At 72.1% G+C, this 21215-nt stretch carries 17 protein-coding genes; 7 read left to right on the top strand and 10 right to left on the bottom strand.

Going from position 1 to position 21215, the window contains the following annotated elements:
* Positions 1 to 8 precede the first annotated feature (8 nt).
* The 4 genes from ccrA to AC0VY3_RS22380 form a co-directional block, all read right to left on the bottom strand.
* A complete protein-coding gene (ccrA, locus tag AC0VY3_RS22395) occupies positions 9 to 1346 on the bottom strand; it encodes a crotonyl-CoA carboxylase/reductase (RefSeq protein ID WP_103507630.1) in 1338 nt (445 codons plus the stop codon).
* Positions 1347 to 1702: 356 nt separating this feature from the next.
* Entirely contained in the window at positions 1703 to 2494 is a 792-nt protein-coding gene (locus AC0VY3_RS22390; protein ID WP_475550429.1) for a GNAT family N-acetyltransferase, read from the bottom strand.
* A gap of 64 nt (positions 2495 to 2558) precedes the next feature.
* On the bottom strand, positions 2559 to 3374 hold the full coding sequence (locus tag AC0VY3_RS22385) for a TetR family transcriptional regulator (protein WP_103507628.1): 816 nt from the start codon (positions 3372 to 3374) through the stop codon (positions 2559 to 2561).
* 91 nt (positions 3375 to 3465) lie between these two features.
* A complete protein-coding gene (locus tag AC0VY3_RS22380) occupies positions 3466 to 5247 on the bottom strand; it encodes a 3-hydroxyacyl-CoA dehydrogenase family protein (RefSeq protein WP_242737899.1) in 1782 nt (593 codons plus the stop codon).
* A gap of 360 nt (positions 5248 to 5607) precedes the next feature.
* Here AC0VY3_RS22380 and AC0VY3_RS22375 point away from each other — a divergent pair, with 360 nt between their 5' ends.
* Positions 5608 to 6180 (top strand): adenylosuccinate lyase, encoded by a 573-nt coding sequence (locus AC0VY3_RS22375; RefSeq protein ID WP_475550428.1) that lies wholly within the window; start codon positions 5608 to 5610, stop codon positions 6178 to 6180.
* Here AC0VY3_RS22375 and AC0VY3_RS22370 read toward each other — a convergent pair.
* From AC0VY3_RS22370 to AC0VY3_RS22360, 3 genes are all read right to left on the bottom strand, one after another.
* Positions 6158 to 6733 carry an N-acetyltransferase family protein gene (locus tag AC0VY3_RS22370; protein WP_475550427.1) on the bottom strand — a complete coding sequence of 192 codons (576 nt, stop codon included), beginning with the start codon at positions 6731 to 6733 and terminating at the stop codon, positions 6158 to 6160. The two genes, AC0VY3_RS22375 and AC0VY3_RS22370, sit on opposite strands and share 23 nt — an antisense overlap.
* 78 nt (positions 6734 to 6811) lie before the next feature.
* Positions 6812 to 8398, bottom strand: a complete 1587-nt coding sequence (locus AC0VY3_RS22365) for an alpha/beta hydrolase (protein ID WP_475550426.1) — start codon at positions 8396 to 8398, stop codon at positions 6812 to 6814.
* A 143-nt stretch (positions 8399 to 8541) separates the two neighbouring features.
* Complete coding sequence (locus AC0VY3_RS22360; RefSeq protein ID WP_103507623.1) at positions 8542 to 9573, bottom strand: Rv2578c family radical SAM protein; 1032 nt, start codon at positions 9571 to 9573, stop codon at positions 8542 to 8544.
* 121 nt (positions 9574 to 9694) lie between these two features.
* Between AC0VY3_RS22360 and AC0VY3_RS22355 the strand changes: the two genes are divergently transcribed.
* The 3 genes from AC0VY3_RS22355 to AC0VY3_RS22345 all read left to right on the top strand — a co-directional run bounded on the left by AC0VY3_RS22355 (position 9695) and on the right by AC0VY3_RS22345 (position 13336).
* Positions 9695 to 10087 carry a VOC family protein gene (locus tag AC0VY3_RS22355; protein WP_103507622.1) on the top strand — a complete coding sequence of 131 codons (393 nt, stop codon included), beginning with the start codon at positions 9695 to 9697 and terminating at the stop codon, positions 10085 to 10087.
* 113 nt (positions 10088 to 10200) lie between these two features.
* Positions 10201 to 10644 carry an SRPBCC family protein gene (locus AC0VY3_RS22350; protein ID WP_103507621.1) on the top strand — a complete coding sequence of 148 codons (444 nt, stop codon included), beginning with the start codon at positions 10201 to 10203 and terminating at the stop codon, positions 10642 to 10644.
* A gap of 232 nt (positions 10645 to 10876) precedes the next feature.
* Positions 10877 to 13336 (top strand): MFS transporter, encoded by a 2460-nt coding sequence (locus AC0VY3_RS22345; protein WP_475550425.1) that lies wholly within the window; start codon positions 10877 to 10879, stop codon positions 13334 to 13336.
* 62 nt (positions 13337 to 13398) lie between these two features.
* Here the strand turns inward: AC0VY3_RS22345 and AC0VY3_RS22340 are convergent, their stop codons facing one another.
* On the bottom strand, positions 13399 to 14328 hold the full coding sequence (locus AC0VY3_RS22340; RefSeq protein ID WP_475550424.1) for a LysR family transcriptional regulator: 930 nt from the start codon (positions 14326 to 14328) through the stop codon (positions 13399 to 13401).
* A 117-nt stretch (positions 14329 to 14445) separates the two neighbouring features.
* On the opposite strand from AC0VY3_RS22340, the gene AC0VY3_RS22335 reads away from it, so the two are divergent.
* Entirely contained in the window at positions 14446 to 15450 is a 1005-nt protein-coding gene (locus tag AC0VY3_RS22335; RefSeq protein ID WP_103507618.1) for an aldo/keto reductase, read from the top strand.
* Positions 15451 to 15505: 55 nt separating this feature from the next.
* Here the strand turns inward: AC0VY3_RS22335 and AC0VY3_RS22330 are convergent, their stop codons facing one another.
* Together AC0VY3_RS22330 and AC0VY3_RS22325 are read right to left on the bottom strand one after the other, a co-directional pair.
* Positions 15506 to 17191 (bottom strand): purine-cytosine permease family protein, encoded by a 1686-nt coding sequence (locus AC0VY3_RS22330; RefSeq protein WP_475550423.1) that lies wholly within the window; start codon positions 17189 to 17191, stop codon positions 15506 to 15508.
* 90 nt (positions 17192 to 17281) lie between these two features.
* Entirely contained in the window at positions 17282 to 18757 is a 1476-nt protein-coding gene (locus tag AC0VY3_RS22325) for an alpha/beta hydrolase family protein (protein WP_475550422.1), read from the bottom strand.
* A 255-nt stretch (positions 18758 to 19012) separates the two neighbouring features.
* On the opposite strand from AC0VY3_RS22325, the gene AC0VY3_RS22320 reads away from it, so the two are divergent.
* Together AC0VY3_RS22320 and AC0VY3_RS22315 are read left to right on the top strand one after the other, a co-directional pair.
* Positions 19013 to 19846, top strand: a complete 834-nt coding sequence (locus AC0VY3_RS22320) for a M55 family metallopeptidase (RefSeq protein ID WP_103507228.1) — start codon at positions 19013 to 19015, stop codon at positions 19844 to 19846.
* On the top strand, positions 19839 to 21182 hold the full coding sequence (locus tag AC0VY3_RS22315; protein WP_475550421.1) for a M20/M25/M40 family metallo-hydrolase: 1344 nt from the start codon (positions 19839 to 19841) through the stop codon (positions 21180 to 21182). Before AC0VY3_RS22320 ends, AC0VY3_RS22315 begins: the two co-directional genes overlap by 8 nt.
* Positions 21183 to 21215: the final 33 nt, after the last annotated feature.

Below are 21215 nucleotides of genomic sequence, written 5' to 3'. Positions count from 1 at the left end.
GGAGAACCTCAGACGTTGCGGAAGCGGTTGATGGCGTCGATGTGCTGCTCGCGCATTTCCTGGTCGCGCACGCCCAGACCCTCGCGGGGGGCCAGGGCGAGGACGCCGACCTTGCCCTGGTGCAGGTTGCGGTGGACGTCGTACGCGGCCTGCCCGGTGTCCTCCAGGGAGTACGTCCTGGAGAGCGTCGGGTGGATCTTGCCCTTGGCGATGAGGCGGTTGGCCTCCCACGCCTCGCGGTAGTTGGCGAAGTGCGAGCCGATGATGCGCTTGAGGGACATCCACAGGTAGCGGTTGTCGTACTCGTGCATGTAGCCCGAGGTGGAGGCGCAGGTGGTGATCGTGCCGCCCTTGCGGGTGACGTAGACCGAGGCGCCGAAGGTCTCGCGGCCCGGGTGCTCGAAGACGATGTCGATGTCCTCACCGCCGGTGAACTCGCGGATGCGCTTGCCGAAGCGCTTCCACTCCTTCGGGTCCTGGGTGTGCTCGTCCTTCCAGAACCGGTAGCCCTCGGCGTTGCGGTCGATGACCGCCTCGGCGCCCATGGCGCGGCAGATGTCGGCCTTCTCCGGGCTGGAGACGACACAGATCGGGTTGGCGCCGCCGGCCAGCGCGAACTGGGTGGCGTAGGAGCCGAGCCCGCCGCTGGCGCCCCAGATCAGCACGTTGTCGCCCTGCTTCATGCCCGCGCCGTTCCGCGAGACGAGTTGGCGGTACGCGGTGGAGTTGACCAGGCCCGGAGCCGCGGCCTCCTCCCAGCTGAGGTGCTGGGGCTTGGGCATCAGCTGGTTGGACTTGACCAGTGCGATCTCTGCCAGGCCGCCGAAGTTCGTCTCGAAGCCCCAGATGCGCTGCTCGGGGTCGAGCATCGTGTCGTTGTGGCCGTCGGAGGACTCCAGTTCGACCGACAGGCAGTGCGCGACGACCTCGTCGCCCGGGTTCCAGGCGTTCACGCCGGGCCCGGTGCGCAGGACGACGCCCGCCAGGTCGGAGCCGATGACGTGGTACGGCAGGTCGTGGCGCTTGGTGAGCTCGCTGAGCTTGCCGTAGCGCTCCAGGAAGTTGAACGTCGACACCGGCTCGAAGATCGACGTCCAGACGGAGTTGTAGTTCACCGAACTGGCCATCACGGCGACGAGGGCCTCGCCGGGGCCGAGTTCGGGGACCGGGACGTCGTCGAGGTGGATCGACTTGCGGGGGTCCTTGTCACGGGTTGCGAGGCCCGCGAACATCTCCGCCTCGTCCTTGTGCACGGTGATCGCGCGGTAGGACTCGGGGAGGGACAGGGCCGCGAAGTCCGCGGCCGTGCTGTCCTGCGACTGAATCGCGTCCAGGATTTCCTTCACGGTGTTGCCTCCGGTGATGCGGCGTCGAGGGAACGCTTGAGGGGCCCTGCTGGCAGGGGGAGCGGTGCGGTGTGGAGGTGTTGCCGTCGGTTCGGCAGGTGGAGCTCGGCTTTGCTCGGTGGAGCAGAAGGGTGCCTGTGACGCAGGCGTCCGGGCGCGCAGCACGGTGGTTGCGGGGACAGCCGGCGTACGTGTGAGGTCTCAGCACGCCGGCCGCCCGGACACCTTCAACGTATGGCACTCCGTGACACCTGACAAGGCACCCAGTGCCAACAATTTCTCTCACTTGTCATCCCGTAGGCACGCATGAGCAACACGATGGGTGTTACGGGACGTTCTGTCCTGCTGGCAGGCGGTTATCCGGCCGCGCGGTACACATACGGCGTCGTCGTGCCGAGCGCCGTGAAGCCGAGCCGGGCCAGGATCGGAGCCGACATGTCGCTCGCGTCGACCTGCAGATAGCGGTAGCCGCGCTCGGCGGCGATCCGTGCCCGATACGCGACCAGCGCCCGGTAGACGCCCCTGCCCCGCCACTCCGCGACCGTGCCGCCGCCCCAGAGCCCCGCGAAGCCCGTGCCCGGGTACAGCTCCATCCGGGCCGAGCTGACCGGCTCCCCGTCGGCCAGCACCATGAGCGCCACGAAGTCGTCGGGGGCCTCCTCCAGCCGCTTCACGACCTGGCGCAGGAGACGGGCCCCGTCCGTGCCGAACGCCCGCTCATGGGCCTGCGCCATCAGCTCCGCACCCGCCGCGTCCGTCACCGGGCGCAGCGTGACGCCATCGGGCAGGGCGACCGGCCCGGTCAGCAGCTCCGTGGGCGCCACCAGCAGGGTTTCCGACGGCTCCGGTACGAATCCGGCCGCGCGCAGCCGCTCACCCAGGTCGGCCGGCCGGTCGGGGGAGTGGAGCTTCCACTCGAACTCCTCGTGGCCGAGCGCGGCCCAGTGCTCGATCTGAGCCCTGATCGCCGCGTCGGCCCCGGCGGCGTCCAGCTCCGGGTCCGACCAGACGACGCCGTTCCAGTCGTCCGGCCCGCCCACCTGGCGTACCACGGGCCCGGCGCGCTCGACCCGCACGCCCGGCCCGTCGGGGCGGGCGTGCTCGCGCATCGCGCGGTCGTACAGGTCGCGTACCTCATCGGTTCTCATGGGCGAACCGAACCACGGGCCCCGGGCCGCCGCGAACGGGTTTACGGCGCGGCCCGCAGGGCCCTCAGCGCTCTTTGAGGGCCTGCTGGATCGTCCGCATGACCTCGTCCAGCGGGGCGTCGGTACGCGCCACCGCGACGAGCACCTCGCCCTCCGTCGCGACCGTCGCCGCCGGGGCCCGCTCGGGCTCGGCGGCCGCGGTCCGGCCGGCTCCGATGCCGGTGCCGAAGGTGTCCCGCACGATCGCGAAGGCGCGGTCGAGCTGGGCCTCCACATCGCCCTGGCCGCCCGCCCGCAGCCAGCGGCGCAGCACATGGTTGTGCGCGGTGACCACGGCGGACGCGGCGACCTCCGCGAGCAGCGGGTCGTCGTTGCCCACATGGTGGTCGCGCTCGTCGAAGTGGCCCAGGAGATAGCGGGTGAACAGCCGCTCGTAGCGGGCCACCGACGCGATCTCGGCCTCCCGGAGGGTCGGTACCTCACGGGTCAGTTTGTAGCGGGCCACGGAGACGGCGGGCTTGGCCGCGTACATCTTCATGACTTCCTTGATGCCGCGGCAGACGGTGTCGAGCGGATGCTCGTGCGCGGGGGCGGCGTTGAGGACGGCCTCGGCCCTGACGAGGGTGTCGTCGTGGTCCGGGAAGATGGCCTCTTCCTTGGAGCGGAAGTGGCGGAAGAACGTCCGCCGGGCCACTCCCGCGGCGCCCGCGATCTCGTCGACGGTGGTCGCCTCGTAGCCCTTCGTGGCGAAGAGCTCCATCGCGGCGGCGGCCAGCTCGCGGCGCATCTTGAGCCGTTGGGCGGCCGCGCGCGTCCCCGCGGTGGTCTCCGGGGCGTCGGTCGCGGCGGTGGCACGGGGTGACTTGGCGGGCTGGGACATGGCATGAACGTAACGCATCGGTGCAGGAGAGCGCGCCTGCGGGGGCGGGCCGCCGGAGGGTCCCAGCAGCCCGCCCCACCCGGCTCCCGGGTCAGCGACGGGCATATTCGCGGAAGCCGCGCCCCGTCTTGCGGCCGAGGCAGCCCGCGGCCACCAGGTGCTCCAGCAGCGGCGCGGGCGCCAGGCCCGGGTCGCGGAACTCCTTGTGCAGCACCTTCTCGATGGCCAGCGAGACGTCCAGGCCGACCACGTCGAGCAGCTCGAACGGGCCCATCGGGTAACCGCCGCCCAGCTTCATCGCCGCGTCGATGTCGTCCAGCGAGGCGTAGTGCTCCTCGACCATCTTGATCGCGTTGTTGAGGTACGGGAAGAGCAGCGCGTTCACGATGAACCCGGCCCGGTCCCCGCAGTCCACCGGGTGCTTGCGGATCCTCGCGCAGACGGCGCGGACCGTGGCGTGCACATCGTCTGCGGTCAGGACCGTGCGGACCACCTCGACCAGCTTCATCGCGGGCGCCGGGTTGAAGAAGTGCATCCCGATGACGTCCTCGGGGCGGGCGGTCGCCCGGGCGATCGCGACGACCGGCAGCGAGGAGGTGGTGGTGGCGAGCACCGCGCCCGGCCGGCAGACCTTGTCCAGCGTGGCGAACAGCTGCCGCTTGATCTCCAGATCCTCGGCGACCGCCTCGACGGCGAGGTCGACCTCGGCGAACGCGTCCAGCGAACCGGCGGCCGTGATCCGGGCCAGCGTCTCGTCCCGGGCCTCGGCGGTCAGCCGGCCCTTGGTCACCGAGCGCTCCAGCGACTTCGCGATCCGGCCCTTGGCGACATCGGCCTTCTCCTGGGTCCTGGCCGCCAGCACCACGTCGTGACCGGCCTTCGCGAAGACCTCCGCGATCCCGGACGCCATCGTCCCGGAGCCCGCGACGCCCACCGACGCCACCTCGCGGCCCGCACCGGCCTCGGCGTCGGCCGCCGGGGTCAGCGCGTCGGGCACCACGGTCTGGCCGCCCGGGGCGTCGTACGTGTAGAAGCCGCGCCCGGCCTTGCGACCGGTGAGGCCCGCGCTGCTGAGCTGCCCGAGGACGGGGGCCGGGGCGTGCAGCCGGTCGTGGGACTCGGCGTACATGGCCTCCAGGACCGTGCGCGCGGTGTCGATGCCGATCAGGTCCAGCAGGGCGAGCGGACCCATCGGCAGCCCGCAGCCCAGCTTCATCGCCGCGTCGATGTCCTCGCGGGACGCGTAGTTCGCCTCGTACATCGCGGCGGCCTGGTTGAGATACCCGAAGAGCAGCCCGTCCGCGACGAACCCGGGCCGGTCGCCGACCGCGACGGGCTCCTTGCCCAGCTCCCGGGCCAGCTGGGTGACGGCCTCGACGGCGGGCGGCGCGGTCAGCACCGAGGAGACCACCTCGACCAGCTTCATCGCGGGCGCCGGGTTGAAGAAGTGCAGGCCGAGCACGCGCTCGGGGTGCTGGGACTCGGCGGCCAGCCGGGTCACCGACAGGGCGTTGGTGCCGGTCGCCAGGATCGCGGTCGGGGAGACGATCGCGTCGAGCTCCCGGAACACCTGCTGCTTGATCTCGTACGTCTCCGGCACCACCTCGATGACCAGCTCGGCCCCGGCGGCGGTGCGCAGGTCGTCGGAGGTACGGAACCGGGCGAGGGCGTCGCTCCGCTCCTGCTCGGTGATCCGTCCACGGCCCACGGCCCGTGCGGTGGACGCTTCGAGGGAGGCGACGGCCGCCAGGGCGGCCGTCTCGCTGATGTCGATGCCGATGACCTCGCGGCCCGCCAGGGCCAGGACCTCGGCGATGCCGGTGCCCATGGTGCCGAGGCCGACGACGGCGATGGTGGAGAGAGGGGTGTCCATCACGGGACTCCAGGGTGAGTGACGACTGTGGGAGCACGGCGCGCGCGGCGATGAGGGAGCGGCGCGTGGCGTACGGAAGCTGCGTGTCGTGGAGCACGGGGCCGGGGCGCGAACAGAGCGCGCCCGGCCGTGAGGGGTGACGGACTCTGTCCCGGAGTCACGTCGCACGGAAAGCCGAACCGACAAGCACTCCGAATGGCTGCGTCACCAGGCCACCGGAGCCTGCGGGGAGTGTGCCCCGCTCAGATGAGACTAACCGGCGAGTAACGAGCGCGCCACCCCTGAATCCTTGTGCCCTGGGCCACAGGAACTCCTCGATGCCCGCCCGTACGGAGCGTGTCCGTCGATACGCTGAGCGTCATGGATGAGGAGTTCCGTTCACTCATGGACCGGCTGGAGCCCGAGGCGGCCGGATCGCCGCAGTACGCCCGGCTCGTCGCCGTCGAAGATCCTGAGGAGCTGGCCCTGGTCCTCGTGGAGCCGCACCGGCCGTTGTGGGCCCGCGAGCTGGCCGCCTTCCGGCTCGGCTGCGCGGGCGACCGGCGGGCCTTCGAGGCGCTGGTGCTCCTGCTCAACCATCGCGACCCGGAACGCTGCGTCTCCGCCGCCCACGCCCTGGCCCGCCTGAACGACCCCCGCACCCCGAGGGCCGCCGCCGCCCTCGCCACCAACGCGCTGCGCACCGCGTACGCCCTGCACCCGGTGCGCCTGCTGACCGACCTGCGGGCCCCCGAGTCGGTCCCCGCCCTGGTCGCCACCCTCCAACGCCTGCTGGCCCCCGGCGAACCGCACTGGCGCGTCGCCCTGGCCTGCGTCGAGGGGCTCGGCCGCCTCGCCGACGACCGCGCCCGGCCGGTCCTCACGGCGGCCCTGCCGCATCCGCGCCTGGGTACGGCGGCGGCGGACGCGCTCAGCCGGCTGCCGGGGGAGTGAGCGGGCGGACGTAACGCACCTCGGTCACCAGGGCCCCGCCCGCCGTGAACGTGTCCTCGGCCCCGTCCGGCCGGAACCCGGCCCGCTCGTAGAACCGGCGCGCCGGACCGTTGTCGCGGAGCACCCACAGCGCCATGTCCGGGTGGCCCGCGGCGGCGGCCCGGGCCGTCAGCTCGGCCAGCAGGGCGCGCCCGGTGCCGGTCCCGATGTGCTGGGGCAGGACGTAGATCGCGTACAGCTCGCAGCCGGGGAGCCCGTGGTCCTCGGCGCGGTGCGGGCCGACGCAGGCCCAGCCGGTGACGGTCCCGTCGGGCTGTTGGGCGACCACGTTCACGCTCTCGCCGCGTTCCTCGAAGTACCTGCGCCGCAGCCCGGTCTCCTCGGCGATGTCCATCCGGTCCAGATACGGCTGCGGCAGCAGGCCCCGGTAGGCGTGCTGCCAGCCGCGCACCCGGACCGTGGCGACCGCCTCGCAGTCCTCGGTCCTCATGTCACGGACGGTGGCGCCGGGCGAGGACGGGGACGGGTGCGGGGGAGTGGCGGAGTGGCTCATGCCGGGCCATCCTGGTCCACTCTCCCGCGCCCCGCCCGTGATTTTCCTCGTGCCGTCAACCGGCCGGCCGGAGGCGGCTCAGCGGCGGAAGCCCAGCAGACCGTGCAGCCGGCTGCCCTTGCTGTTGTCCACCGACTGGGCCGCCGCCTTCTCGGCGGGCAGCGGCTTCGGGTCCGGCAGGGCGGCACAGACCGCGTCCGCCTCGCCCCGGCCGCGCGGCACCGTGCCGTCGGTCAGATAGGCCGTCAGGTGCTCGTCCAGGCAGTCGTTGCCGCTCAGCGTGATGCCGTGGTTGCCGCCGCCCTCCTCCACGACGAGGCTGGAGCCCTTGAGCTTGCGGTGCATGCTGACCGCGCCGCCGTACGGGGTCGCCGCGTCGTCCGTGGCCTGCAGGATGAGCGCCGGGGGCAGATGGTGGTTGTTCACCCGGATCGGCTGCAGCGGCGCCACCGGCCAGTTCGCGCACGGCGCGTTGTACCAGGTGTTGTTCCAGGTCATGAACGGCGCCTTCTTGTGGATCCGGCGGCTGTCGTTGCGCCAGGTGCTCCAGTGCTCCGGCCAGCCGGCGTCGCGGCACTGGACGGCCGTGTAGACCGAGTAGCCGTTGTCGCCGCTCGCGTCGACCGCGCCGAAGTTCTCGTACACCTCGACCAGCGCCTCGGCGTCGCGGTTCTTCACGTACGCGGCGAACGCCTCGGCGAGGTAGGGCCAGTAGCCGTTGTAGTACCCGCCGGGCAGGAAGGTGTCCTCCAGCTCGCTCGCGCCGACCGTGCCGCCCGCCGGCTCCCGCGCCACGTCCGCCCGCATCCGGTACCAGGCGGCCTCGACCGCCGCCGGGTCGGTGCCCAGGCCGTACGCCGCGTCGTGCTTCGCGACCCAGGCGCCGAAGGCCTTGTGGCGGTCGTCGAAGGCGTAGTCCTGGCCGAGGTTGCCCTCGTACCAGACGTCGTCCGGGTCGACGACCGAGTCCAGGACCAGCCGGCGCACGCGCTCCGGGTGGAGCTTGGCGTAGACCGCGCCGAGGTAGGTGCCGTAGGAGTAGCCGAAGTAGTTGATCTGCCGGGAGCCCAGCGCCCGGCGGATCACGTCCAGGTCCTTGGCCGCGCTGACCGTGTCCATGTACGGCAGCACATCGCCGTGCTTCTCGCCGCAGGCCCGGGCGAAGGACTCCGCCCGGTCGCGGTTGATCCGCTCCGTGCGGTAGGAGTCCGGCACCGAGCCTGGGCGCACCGCATCGAAGTGCCCGGGCAGGCAGTTCAGGGCCGGGGTGCTCTTGCCGACGCCGCGCGGGTCGAAACCGATCACGTCGTACTGCGCGGCGACCTTCTTCGGCAGCGAGGACGCCACGAACCCGGCCATCGACAGACCGCTGCCGCCCGGACCGCCCGGGTTGACCAGCAGCGGGCCCTGGAAGGTCTTCGCGGTGTGCGGGACGCGGGACAGCGCGAGCGTGACCTGACGGCCCGACGGGCGGCGGTGGTCCAGCGGGGCACGGACCTTCGCGCACTGGAGCGTCGGATAGCTCTCGGTCGGACAGGCGGTCCACTTCAGCTTCGGGGCGGGCGGCGTGCTCGCCGAGGTGGCGGCGGCCGGGCCGGGCGCGGCGGTCAGCAGACCGGCCACGGTCGCACCGACGGCGACCAGAATTCCTGCACGTTTCGTCATGGGGCCTCCCGGAGTGGCGGGACGCGGCGCCGGATCACCGGTCCCCGCCGCATGGTCCCCGAATTCCCCGGCGGAAGGGCCCGTTCCGTGCGGACCGGGCCCGTACGGTCACGCCATCGGCCCCACCGCAGGCCCCACGGTCCTCACAGCAGGGTCAGCTGGGTCGGGCCGGGCTCCGGTGCGGCGGCGGGCGCCGGGTCGATCCGCCGGGCCGCGCCCCGGTGCGCCGGACCGATCCCGAACTCGTCCGCCAGCTCGTGCACCTGACGGGTGATCCGGCGCTGGTACCAGGTGGGGGCGTACGCCCCGTCCGCGTACATCCGCTCGTAGCGCTCCACCAGATGCGGGTGGTGCTGCCCCAGCCAGTGCATGTACCACTCGCGCGCGCCGGGGCGCAGATGCAGCACCAGCGGGGTCACCGAGGCCGCACCCGCGTCCGCGACGGCGGCGACGGTGGCGCGCAGCTGCTCGGGGCGGTCGCCGAGGAACGGGATGACCGGGGCCATCAGGACCGAGCAGCCGATGCCCACGTCGGTGAGCGCGCGCACCACGTCCAGCCGGCGTCCGGGCGAGGGCGTGCCGGGCTCGACCGTCCGCCACAGCTCCCGGTCGGTGAAGCCCACCGAGACCGAGACACCGATCTCGGCGACCTCCGCGGCCTGCCGCAGCAGCTCCAGGTCCCGCAGGATCAGCGTGCCCTTGGTCAGGATGGAGAACGGGTTCGCCCGGTCGCGCAGGGCGGTGATGATGCCCGGCATGAGCCGGTAGCGGCCCTCGGCCCGCTGGTAGCAGTCGACGTTGGTGCCCATCGCGATGTGCTCGCCCCGCCAGTGCCGGGAGGCCAGCTCCCGCTGGAGCAGCTCGGCGGCGTTGATCTTGACGACGATCTGGGAGTCGAAGCCGATGCCGGTGTCCAGGTCCAGATAGCTGTGGGTCTTGCGGGCGAAGCAGTACACACAGGCGTGTGTGCAGCCCCGGTACGGATTCACCGTCCATTCGAACGGCATCCGTGAGGCTCCCGGCACCCGGTTCAGGATCGAACGGGCCCGGATCTCGTGGAAGGTGATTCCCCGGAATTCAGGTGTGTCGAACGTGCGCGTGGTCACCGCGTCCGCGGCGAAGAGCGCGCTGTTCCCGGTCGTCGAGCCGTTCTCGACCAGATTGTCCCAGCGCATGGACGCCTCCTCGGTAGCACTGACCGCAGAATAGAACACTTGTTCCCTTGATCGTGCGGGGCAGGCCCGCGACAACCGTGCGACCCTGCGAGAAACCGCTAGGTGACCGGAGGTCCCGACCATGGCCGGCAAGTTCACCGAACTCGCGATCGACTGCGCCGACCCCGCCGGCCTCGCCCGCTTCTGGTGCGCGGTCCTCGGCTACGAGGTGCAGGACGCGGACGAGGACGACGGCGTCGTCATGATCGGCCCGCCCGAGGTGCCCGAGGGCAAGAGCCGCCCCGGGCCCGTGCCCCCGGCGCTGACCTTCGCGCGGGTCCCCGAGGGCAAGACCGTCAAGAACCGGCTCCACATCGACGTCAACCCCACCGACCGGGAGCAGGGCGAGGAGGTCGAGCGGCTGCTCGCGCTCGGTGCCCGCCGCGCCGACGTCGGTCAGGGCGACGCGCACTGGGTCGTCCTCACCGACCCGGAGGGCAACGAGTTCTGCGTCCTCGGGACCCGCTGCCCCTGACCGCACCCGGCGCCTCCCGGCCGGATCCGCTCCGGGCCCCGATTTTGAGCGGCTGTGCCCCAGGTGGTTGGCTCAGCTCACCCACCGAACAACCGAATGCTGGAGGAACAGCCATGGCGCAGGTCGAGGCCACCACGGAGCGGATCATCGCGGCGGACGCAGAGGCGGTGTTCGACGCGCTGGCCGACTACAAGGACGTCCGCGGCAAGGTGCTGACCGGGCACTTCAGCGAGTACGAGGTCCGGGAGGGCGGCGACGGCGAGGGTACCCTCGTGCACTGGAAGCTCCAGGCGACCAGCAAGCGCGTCCGCGACTGCCTGCTGGAGGTCAGCGAGCCGACCGACGGGCAGCTCGTCGAGAAGGACCGCAACTCCTCCATGGTCACCACCTGGACCGTCACCCCGGCCGGTGAGGGCAGGTCCAAGGCCGTCGTGACCACGGTCTGGGACGGCGCGGGCGGCATCGGTGGGTTCTTCGAGCGGACCTTCGCGCCCAAGGGCCTCGGCCGGATCTACGACGAGCTCCTCCAGAACCTCGCCACCGAGGTCGAGAAGTAACTCCCGGGAGCCTCCTCTCCCCGCACCGGAGGCCGGACGATTCCGGCCTCCGCGAGCGCGGCCGGCCTCACCGGAACGGGTGGTCTTCCGGGGCGGCCGGTTGTGCGCCGTAGTGGCTCCCACCGGCGCATAAGCCCTCCGTACGCGCCGTGCACGCCCCTCGTCATGTTTGCCCCGCCTTGCCGCGCGATGCGAGAAATGGGCGGCGCAGGTGCGACGAGGGGAGCGTTACGTGGTGGGTGGTATCACGCTGGTGAAGGACGAGCCGGACGGCACGGGACCGGGCGGCCCGGATCCGGACGGCACGGCGGCGACCCGCGAAACCGCCGCACCGCCGCCGCCCCCAGCGGCCGGACCCGGCCCGGACACCGCGGAGATCAGCCCCCGCAAGGTCCGCATGGTCTTCCTCGGGCTGATGCTCACCCTGCTGCTCGCGGCGCTCGACCAGATGATCGTCGCCACCGCCCTGCCGAAGATCGTCGGTGAGCTGCACGGCCTGGAGAAGATGTCCTGGGCGGTCACCGCCTACCTCCTCGCCTCCACCATCGTCCTGCCGCTCTACGGCAAGCTCGGCGACCTCTTCGGCCGCAAGGGCGTCTTCCAGTTCGCCATCGTCGTCTTCATCATCGGCTCCGCACTGGCGGGCTGGTCGCGCACCATGGACGAGCTGATCGCCTTCCGCGCCCTCCAGGGCATCGGCGGCGGCGGCCTCATGATCGGCGTCCAGGCGATCATCGCGGACATCGTCCCGGCCCGGGAGCGCGGTCGCTACATGGGCCTCATCGGCGCGGTCTTCGGCCTCGCCTCGGTCGCCGGACCGCTGCTCGGCGGGTTCTTCACCGACCACGCCTCCTGGCGCTGGTGCTTCTACATCAACGTCCCCTTCGGCCTGGTCACCCTGGCCGTCATCGCGGTCGTCCTCAAGCTGCCCCGGCCCGCCGTCCGGCCCCGCCTCGACGTCCTGGGCGCGGTGCTCCTCGCCGTCGCCTCCACCTGTCTGGTGCTGGTCACCAGCTGGGGCGGCACCGAGTACGCCTGGGGCTCGCGCACCATCCTGGCCCTCTCGGTGGGCGCGGTTCTCACGACGGCGCTCTTCGTCCTCGCCGAACGCCGGGCCGCAGAACCGATCATTCCGCTGCGGCTGTTCCGCGACTCCGTCTTCAACGTCACCGGCCTGGTCGGCGCGGTCGTCGGCATCGCGCTCTTCGGGGCCGCCAGCTACCTCCCCACCTACCTCCAGATGGTCGACGGGGTCAGCGCCACCGAGTCCGGGCTGCTGATGCTCCCGATGATGATGGGCATCGTCGGCGGCTCCGTCGTCTCCGGCCAGCTCATCACCCGCACCGGCCGGTACCGGATCTACCCGATCGTCGGCAGCGCCGTCTCGGTGGTCGGCATGGGGCTGCTGTCCCTGCTGGAGGCGGACACCTCCCCGCTGGCGTACAGCTTCTACCAGGCCGTTCTCGGCATCGGCATCGGACTGGTCATGTCCGTCCTGGTGCTGGCCGTGCAGAACTCCGTACGCCCGTCCGACCTCGGCACCGCCACCAGCGCCAACAACTACTTCCGGCAGATCGGCGGCAGCGTCGGCGCGGCGATCTTCGGCACGCTGTTCGCCGGGCGGCTCTCCGACGCCCTCGGCGTACGCCTGCCCACCGGCGCGGAGCTGCCCGACCCCGAGTCGATCACCCCGCAGATCGTCCACGCGATGGAACCCGCGCTGCGCGACGCCTACATCCAGGCGTACGTCGACGCGATGCCGCGCATCTTCCTCTACCTCGTGCCGGTGCTCGTGCTCGGCCTGGTCCTCGCCTTCTTCCTCAAGGAGAAACCGCTGGTGTCCCACCACAGCCCCGAAGCCGCCGCCGAGCCCACGACCACCCAGATCCCCGCCGCCCGCGCCGACTCCGGCCGCCCGGCCGCCGGTCACCTCTCCGGCGTCCCGGTCCACGGCAGCGTCCAGCACCCCGATGGCACCACCGTCTCCCGGGCCGCCCTCACCCTCATCGACGTCCAGGGGCAGCAGGTCGGGCGCGGGGCCAGCGGCGAGGACGGGCGGTACGCGCTGAGCGTGCCCGGCTCCGGCTCGTACGTCCTGATCGCGGCGGCGGGCGGACACCAGCCGCAGGCCGTCAGCGTCACCGTGGGCGAGCGTCCCGTCGAACTGGACGTGGTGCTCGGCGGCGCCGGACGCCTCGCCGGATCCGTGCTCACTCCCGACGGCGCCCCCGTACCCGACGCGGCCGTCACGCTCACCGACGTACGCGGCGAGGTCGTCGCCTCCACCCGCACCGGGCGCGAGGGCGGCTATGTCATCGGCGAGCTGATCGCGGGCGAGTACACGCTCGCCGCCAGCGCCCCCGCCTTCCGCCCCGCCGCCCTCCCGGTCAGCGTGCAGGCCGCCCGCGAGACCCGGCAGGACATCGAGCTGGCGGGCGGAGCGGTCCTGCGCGGCGTCGTCCGGGCCACCGGCGGACGCCCCGTCGAGGACGCCCGGGTCACCCTGCTCGACGCGGCGGGCAATGTGGTGGACACCCTCACCACCGGGTCCGACGGCTCGTTCCGGTTCGTCGATCTGTCGTCCGGTGAGTACACGGTGATCGCGGCCGGCTACCCGCCGGTCGCCACCGTCCTCCAGGTCGCGGGCGGCGGCCGCACCGAACGCGACCTCCAGCTCGGCCACGAGGACTGAGGCGAACGGCACGGAGGCGTCCGGGGGCGGGCCGGGCGCCCGGGCCGGTGAGGCTCCGGGGTTCAGCCCGCCGCCGGCTCCCGTACGGCCTCGCCGGCCGGCTCCCGCACCGGGTCCTCCTCCACCAGCCGCATCAGCGCCCGCGCCCCCGGGCTCAGACTCCGCGCCGCCGGCAGCACCGCCACGCTCTCGTACACCGGCCGGTGCGCGCCCGCCAGCTCCACCGTGACCAGCCGGGCCGCCTCCGGCTTCCGGGAGAAGTGGTGCGGCACCACCGCGATCCCCAGCCCCTCCTGCACCAGCTCCAGCAGGCTGTGCACATCGTTGACCTCAAGCCCCACGGTCCGCCGCACCCCGGCCGCCGCGAACGCCTCGTCGGCGGCCCGGCGCGGCCCCCAGTCCGGGTGGAAGTCGATGAACGACGCCCCCGGAAGCTCCGCCCACCCCACCTCCGGCCGCCCGGCGAACCCGTGCCCCGCCGCACACAGCAGCACCATCGGCTCCCGGGCCAGCGGCACCAGCTCCCCGCGCCACTCCGCCGGGCTGACCGTCGCCGCGAACGCCAGGTCGAGCCGTCCGCCCGCCACCCCGTCCAGCAGACTGCTGGTGCCCTCCTGCCGCAGCCTCAGCTCCATCTGCGGATGCTCCCGGTGGAACGCCGCCAGCAGCCGCGCCGGGCTCACCCCCGCCACGCACTGCTCGACCCCCACCGTCAGCGTCCCGCGCAGCAGCCCCCGTACGGCATCGACCGCGTCCCGCGCCGCCCGCGCGCCCGCCAGCGTGCGCTCCGCCTCCACCAGCAGCGCACGCCCGGCCTCGGTGAGCCGGACCGTGCGCGTGGTGCGGCTGAACAACGGGGTCCGCAGCTCCTGCTCCAGCGCCCGTACGGAGGCGGAGAGCCCGGACTGCGAGACGGCGAGGCGCTCGGCGGCGCGGGTGAAGTGCTGCTCCTCCGCCACGGCGACGAAGTGCTCCAGCTGACGCAATTCCATGATTGAGCAATGTAGGCGATGAATCCGAGCGGAATCTCCTGTTGGACTGCTGGATCGATCTGCGGAAGCCTGGGGGCCGTCCCCCTACGCCCCGGATCTCTCCAGCGGAGCCTGCCCATGTACCTGCCGTCCGCCGACCGCTACTCCGCCATGCCCTACCGGCGCACCGGCCGCAGCGGCCTCCTGCTGCCCGCGCTCTCGCTCGGCCTCTGGCACAACTTCGGGGGAGACCGGACGCCCGAGACGCAGGGCGCGATCCTGCGCCGCGCCTTCGACCTCGGCATCACCCACTTCGACCTCGCCAACAACTACGGCCCGCCGCCCGGCTCCGCCGAAGAGACCCTGGGCCGCGCCCTGGCGACCGACTTCGCCCGGCTGCGCGACGAACTCGTCATCTCCACCAAGGCGGGCTACCACATGTGGGAGGGGCCGTACGGGGAGTGGGGCTCGCGGAAGTACCTGCGCTCCTCGCTCGACCAGAGCCTCAAGCGCCTGGGCGTGGAGTACGTCGACATCTTCTACTCCCACCGCCCCGACCCGGACACGCCCCTCGAAGAGACGATGGGCGCGCTCGACTCCGCCGTACGGCAGGGCAAGGCGCTGTACGTCGGCCTGTCCAACTACTCCGCCGCCGAGACCCGCGAGGCCGCCGCGATCCTGAAGGACCTCGGCACCCCGCTCCTCATCCACCAGCCCCGCTACTCGATGCTCGACCGCCGCATCGAGGACGACGGGCTGCCGGACGTCCTGGACGAGCTGGGCGCCGGGTCCATCGCCTACTCGCCGCTGGAGCAGGGCATCCTCACCGACCGCTATCTGAACGGCATTCCGGCCGGGTCCCGGGCGGCGGGCACGAGCCCCTTCCTGTCCGCCGACGCCGTCACCCCGCAGCTGGTGGAGCGGCTGCGCGCGCTGGACGCGCTGGCGAAGGAGCGGGGCCAGTCGCTCGCGCAGCTGGCCCTGGCATGGGTGCTGCGCGGCGGCCGGCTCACCTCCGCCGTCGTCGGCGCGAGCAGCGTGGCCCAGCTGGAGAACAGCGTCGAGGCCGCCCGGAACCTGGACTTCACCGAGGACGAACTGTCCCGGATCGAGGAGCTGCTGCGGGACGCGAAGACGGGCTGACGCCGGTCACGTACGGGGACAGGGCGGGCCGGCGCCGGTCACGTACGGACGGAGGTCAGGCGCCGGAGAGCGGTACGGGCGGGGCGGCCGGCAGCACATGGTCGCCCGCCTTGTCCGTGCTCAGGCACAGCGAGCAGACCATGGCCCCGTGCGCGGCGCAGGCGGCCAGGTCCGGGCGTTCGAAGGACTGCCCGCAGACATGGCAGTCGTACGGGTCCGCGCTCGGGTTGCCCTCGGCGTCCAGCAGCGGCACCGGCATGCCGTCGTCGCTGCGGCGCAGGTAGTACCGGCCCCGGGTGACGATCGCCATGACCGGGGTGAGGACGAAGGCGATCACGACGGCGGCGACCGGGGAGTACGGCTGGACCGTGTCGCCGAAGGCGTGGAAGTACATCGCGATGGACAGCCCGGAGGCGGCGGTGAACGCGGTCACACCGACCGGGTTGACCGCGTAGAGCATGCCGCGACGGAACTCCGGGGCGTGCGGGGACAGCTTCAGCAGGTACTTGTTGACCCCGATGTCGGTGGCGACGGTCACCACCCAGGCGATGGCGCAGTTGGAGTAGAAGCCCAGGATGCTGTTGAGGAAGCTGAACATGTCGGCCTCCATCAGGATCAGCGCGAAGGCCAGGTTGACCAGGACGAAGATCATGCGGCCCGGGTAGTGCTTGGTGACGCGGGTGAAGGAGTTCGTCCACGCCAGCGAGCCGGAATAGGCGTTCGTCACATTGATCTTGATCTGGCTGATCACCACCAGGACCACGGCCAGCGGCACCACCAGCCAGGACGGCATCATCGCGTCGAACGCCCCGCGGAACTGCTGGATCGGCTCGGTCGCCGCGGCCGGCCCCACCTCGGAGAGGATGTAGACGGCGAGGAAGACGCCGATGGCCTGCTTGATCGCGCCGAGCACCACCCAGCCGGGCCCTGCCATGACCATCGCCGTCCACCAACTGCGCTTGTTCGCATCGGTTTTCGGCGGCATGAAGCGCAAGTAGTCGATCTGCTCGCCGATCTGGGCGATGAGCGAGAGGCAGACGCCCGCGCCGAGCAGCACGGACGCGGTGTTGAGGCTGCCTTCGCCGTCGGTGCCCGCGTAGGCGAGGAAGCTGTCGACCGTGCCCGGGTCGGTGGCGACCAGATGGACCAGCGGGCCGACCATCAGCAGCAGCCAGACCGGCGTGGTCCACACCTGGAGCTTGCTGAGCGCCTTCATCCCGTAGACGACGAGCGGGATGACCATGAGCGTGGAGACGGCGTAGCCCAGCCACAGCGGCAGCCCGAAGCCGAGCTTGAGGCCCTGGGCCATGATCGCGCCTTCCAGGGCGAAGAAGATCACGGTGAAGCTGGCGAAGATGACGGCGGTGAGGACCGAGCCGTAGTAGCCGAAGCCGGAGCCCCGGGTGATCAGGTCCAGGTCGATGTTGTAGCGGGCCGCGTAGTAGGCGAGCGGGAAGCCGGTGATGAAGATGAGGGCCGCCGCGACCGTGATCGCGACCAGGGCGTTGCCGGTGCCGTGGGCCATGGCGATCCCGGCGCCGATGGAGAAGTCGGCCATGTACGCGATACCGCCCAGCGCGGTGGTCGCCACGACCATCGGGGTCCAGCGCCGGTAACTGCGCGGCGCGAAACGGAGCGTGTAGTCCTCCAGCGTCTCCCGCACCGCCTGACGTTCGTCGGGGGCGGCGGGCGGTGCGGGGTCCGGTGGGGCCGGTTCGGCGAGCTGTGTGCGGGTGTCCATGGCGGGCGACGCTAGGCAGTCGCCATTACCCTCGCGTACGGCCGGTGTGAAGGCGGCGTTTCGCTGGGCTCACCGCATGGTGACGGTATGTCAGGGCGCGATGCCCACCCCGTCGATCCGGCCCCAGACCCGCTCCTGGGCCGCGGTCATGGCGGGCCAGCCGAGCCCGCCCGGCCGGGGCAGGACCCGGGAGGCGTACGAGAACGGGCGGAAGGCCGGATCGTAGAAGCAGCCCGTGCCGTACGTCCGGTCGAAGGCGGCGCACGAATCGGCCAGCGAGCGCGCGGTGGGCTTGCGGCCGGTACGGGCCCAACGGTCCAGCGCGGTGATGGAGTTGGCGTACTCCGCGCTGCTCAGCCCGGAGTGCTCGCTCTCGCGGGTGAAGCTCTGCAGGAGACGCTGCTCCCGGCCCGCGCCGCGCAGAGTGGCCCGGTAGGCGGACTCGTGCTCGACGAACGCGGTGGGGTCGTCGATCGCGTGCAGGGTGAGGACGGGCAGCGACACCCGCCCGGTCAGGTCGCTGTCCCACGAGAGGTCGCGGCGCGCGGCGGGGTCGGCAGAGAAGCGCTCCACGCCCGCGTTCAGCGCCCGGTCGTCGTGCGAACCGGCGTACCGCACACCCCGGTTGGAGAAGGGGTTACGGCCCTCCAGCCGGGTCGAGACGATGTCGCGGAAGGTGAACGTCGCGAACCGCAGATGTGACTCCAGCGACCGCTCCGGAACACCGGTGACCGCCAGGATGTCATCGAGGTTGCGCTGCTGGAGCGCGGTCCGGGCGGCCGGGTCGGCGTCGAAGCCGGTGCACTCGCGCAGCCGGGCGCGCAGGCCGGTGGCCGTCATCGTGGAGTCCGGGCGCAGTCCCTGCCACAGCGGGTACCGCGGCTCGGTGGGGCGGGGGTGGTTGCCGCAGTAGTACTGGTAGACCACGCGCAGGTCCACGCGGTAGTCGTAACCGCGCGAACCGCCGCCCAGCACGCCGTTGGTCAGCAGCACCCCGTCGTACGCCCCCGGCTTCGTGCCGTACGTCTCCGCCACCTTGGCGGCCACGTTCCCGCCCCAGGACTGGCCGTGCACAAAGGTCCGCTCCGGCTTTCCGAACCGGTCGAGGAACACCCGTCGCACGCTCTCGGTGTCGGCCGCCGCCATCCGGGTCCCGTAGCCGCCGCGCCGGTAGGAGGAGCCGGCCCAGGCGTACCCCTCCTCGACCATGACCGCCCAGCGCTCCAGGTCCTCGGTGGAGCGGGCCGGGTCCGAGGCGTCGCCCAGGTAGGGCCCGCCGTGCGCGTGCACCACCAGCGAGCCGTTCCAGCGGGTGGGCACGGCGAGCGCGTAGTGCGCCCCGTTCCCGTCCTGCCCCGTGTAACACCGTGCCTTTCCGGCCAGCGCCGCCGGGCAGTCGGCGGCGACCGGGGCCCCGGCCGGGCTACCCGCCGGGGCGGGCGCCGCCGGAGCCTTGCCCGCGGTGCCGAGCAGCAGAGCCGTGATCGTGGCGGCCAGCGCGGCGGAGCGGAACCGGTGGCGGCGGTACATCGGCCGGACACGGGCGGGCGGGTGGGGGGAGTTCACGGGCGCGGCTCCTGGCTGTCTGCCCGGCGCGGAGTGCGCGGGGATTGCCGGGATGCTAGGAAGCGCCGCGGCCGGGGGAGAAGCCCCGCGCACATTGCGTTCATAGTGTTCGCCCGGACGCCCGACGAGGGCCGGCGACGAGGGCCGCCGGCGAGGGCCCCGAAGGGGCCACCGGAGGGACCTTCGGCGGACTGGACCACTGGCGGGCCGCCCCTCCCTGGCCCGCGCCGCTCACGGCGCGTACGGTGTGGCGGCATGAAGATCCTCATCAGCGCGGACATGGAAGGCGCGACCGGAGTGACCTGGCCTGCCGACGTGCTGCCGGGGACTCCGCAGTGGGAGCGCTGCCGGTCGATGTTCACCTCGGACGTGAACGCGGCGGCGCTCGGCTTCTACGACGGCGGCGCGGATGAGGTGCTGGTCAACGAGGCCCACTGGTCGATGCGCAATCTGCTGCTGGAGCACATGGACGATCGCGTTCAGATGCTGACCGGCAAGCACAAGTCGCTGTCCATGGTGGAGGGCATCCAGCACGGCGACGTGGACGCGGTGGCCTTCGTCGGCTACCACACCGGGGCCGGCACGGAGGGTGTCCTCGCCCACACCTACCTCGCCAACTCCATCACCGGCGTCTGGCTCAACGGCATCCGTGCCAGCGAGGGCCTGCTCAACGCGCATGTCGCCGCCGAGTACGGCGTGCCCGTCGTCCTCGTCACCGGAGACGACCTGACCTGCGTGGACGCCGAGGGGTACGCCCCCGATGCCCGGAAGGTCGCCGTCAAGGACCACGTCTCCCGCTACGCGGCGGTGTGCCGCACCCCCGCCCGTACCGCCGCCGACATCAGGGCGGCGGCGAAGGCGGCCACCGTGCTCGCGGGCCGGCGGGAGCCCGTCACCGGCACCGCGTTCACCGTGGAGCTGGAGTTCGACGCCGAGCATCTGGCGGCCGCGGCCACCGTCGTCCCCGGCGTGGCGGCGAGCGGTGAGAGGCGTGTCGCGTACACCAGCGCGACGATGTACGAAGGAATTCGCACGTTCAAGGCGGTGACGACGATCGTGTCGGCCGCCGTGGAGGAACAGTATGGCTGACGCCCCCGACCTGCTCGGCCCCGTCGACCGGCAGGCGCTCGACGAAGTGGTGACGTTCACCTCCGAACTCATCCGCATCGACACCACCAACCGGGGCGGCGGCGACTGCCGGGAGCGCCCGGCCGCCGAGTACGTCGCCCAGCGGCTCGCCGACGCCGGAATCGAACCGACGCTGCTGGAGCGGACCCCCGGCCGGACCAATGTGGTCGCCCGGATCCCCGGCACCGACCCGTCGGCCGACGCGCTGCTCGTCCACGGCCACCTCGACGTGGTGCCCGCCGAGCCCGCGGACTGGACCGTGCACCCCTTCTCCGGCGAGGTCAGCGACGGAGTCGTGTGGGGGAGGGGCGCCGTCGACATGAAGAACATGGACGCGATGGTCCTCTCCGTCGTACGGGGCTGGGCCCGCGAGGGCTCCCGGCCCCGGCGCGACATCGTCATCGCCTACACCGCCGACGAGGAGGACAGCGCCGCCGACGGCTCCGGCTTCCTCGCCGAGCAGCACGCCGACCTGTTCGAGGGCTGTACGGAGGGCATCAGCGAGTCCGGGGCCTTCACCTTCCACGCGGGCGACGGCCTCTCGCTGTACCCGATCGCGGCGGGCGAGCGCGGCACCGGCTGGCTGAAGCTGACCGCCGAGGGCCGGGCCGGTCACGGCTCCAAGGTCAACCGGGAGAACGCGGTGAGCGCGCTGGCCGCCGCCGTCGCCCGGATCGGCGAGCACGAGTGGCCCATCCGTCTCACCCCGACCGTCCGGGCCGCGATCACCGAGATCGCCGCCCTGCACGGCATCACCGCCGACCTCGACGACCCCGGCTTCGACATCGCCCAGCTCCTCGGCAAGCTCGGCCCGGCCGCCTCACTGGTCGAGAACACCGTCCGCAACAGCAGCAACCCGACGATGCTGGACGCCGGTTACAAGGTCAACGTCATCCCCGGTCACGCCGCCGCCTTCATCGACGGGCGCACGGTCCCCGGCGGCGACGACGAGTTCCACGAAACCCTCGACCGGCTCACCGGCCCTTACGTCTCCTGGGAGTTCTACCACCGCGAGACGGCCCTGACGGCCCCCGTCGACTCACCGACGTACGCCAAGCTGCGCGCCGCCGTCGAGCGGTTCGACCCGGACGCGCACACCGTCCCGTACTGCATGTCGGGCGGCACCGACGCCAAGCAGTTCTCCCGCCTCGGCATCACCGGCTACGGCTTCACCCCGCTGAAGCTGCCCGTCGGCTTCGACTACCAGCGACTCTTCCACGGCGTCGACGAGCGCGTCCCCGTCGACGCCCTCCACTTCGGCGTGCGCGTCCTCGACCACTACCTGCGCACCGCCTGACCGCCCGTCCGACCGCCTGCCCGTCCGACCTCT

The sequence above is a fragment of the Streptomyces sp. iso_384 genome, from assembly GCF_056172905.1.
This window is presented reverse-complemented; position numbering and strand designations above follow the sequence as displayed.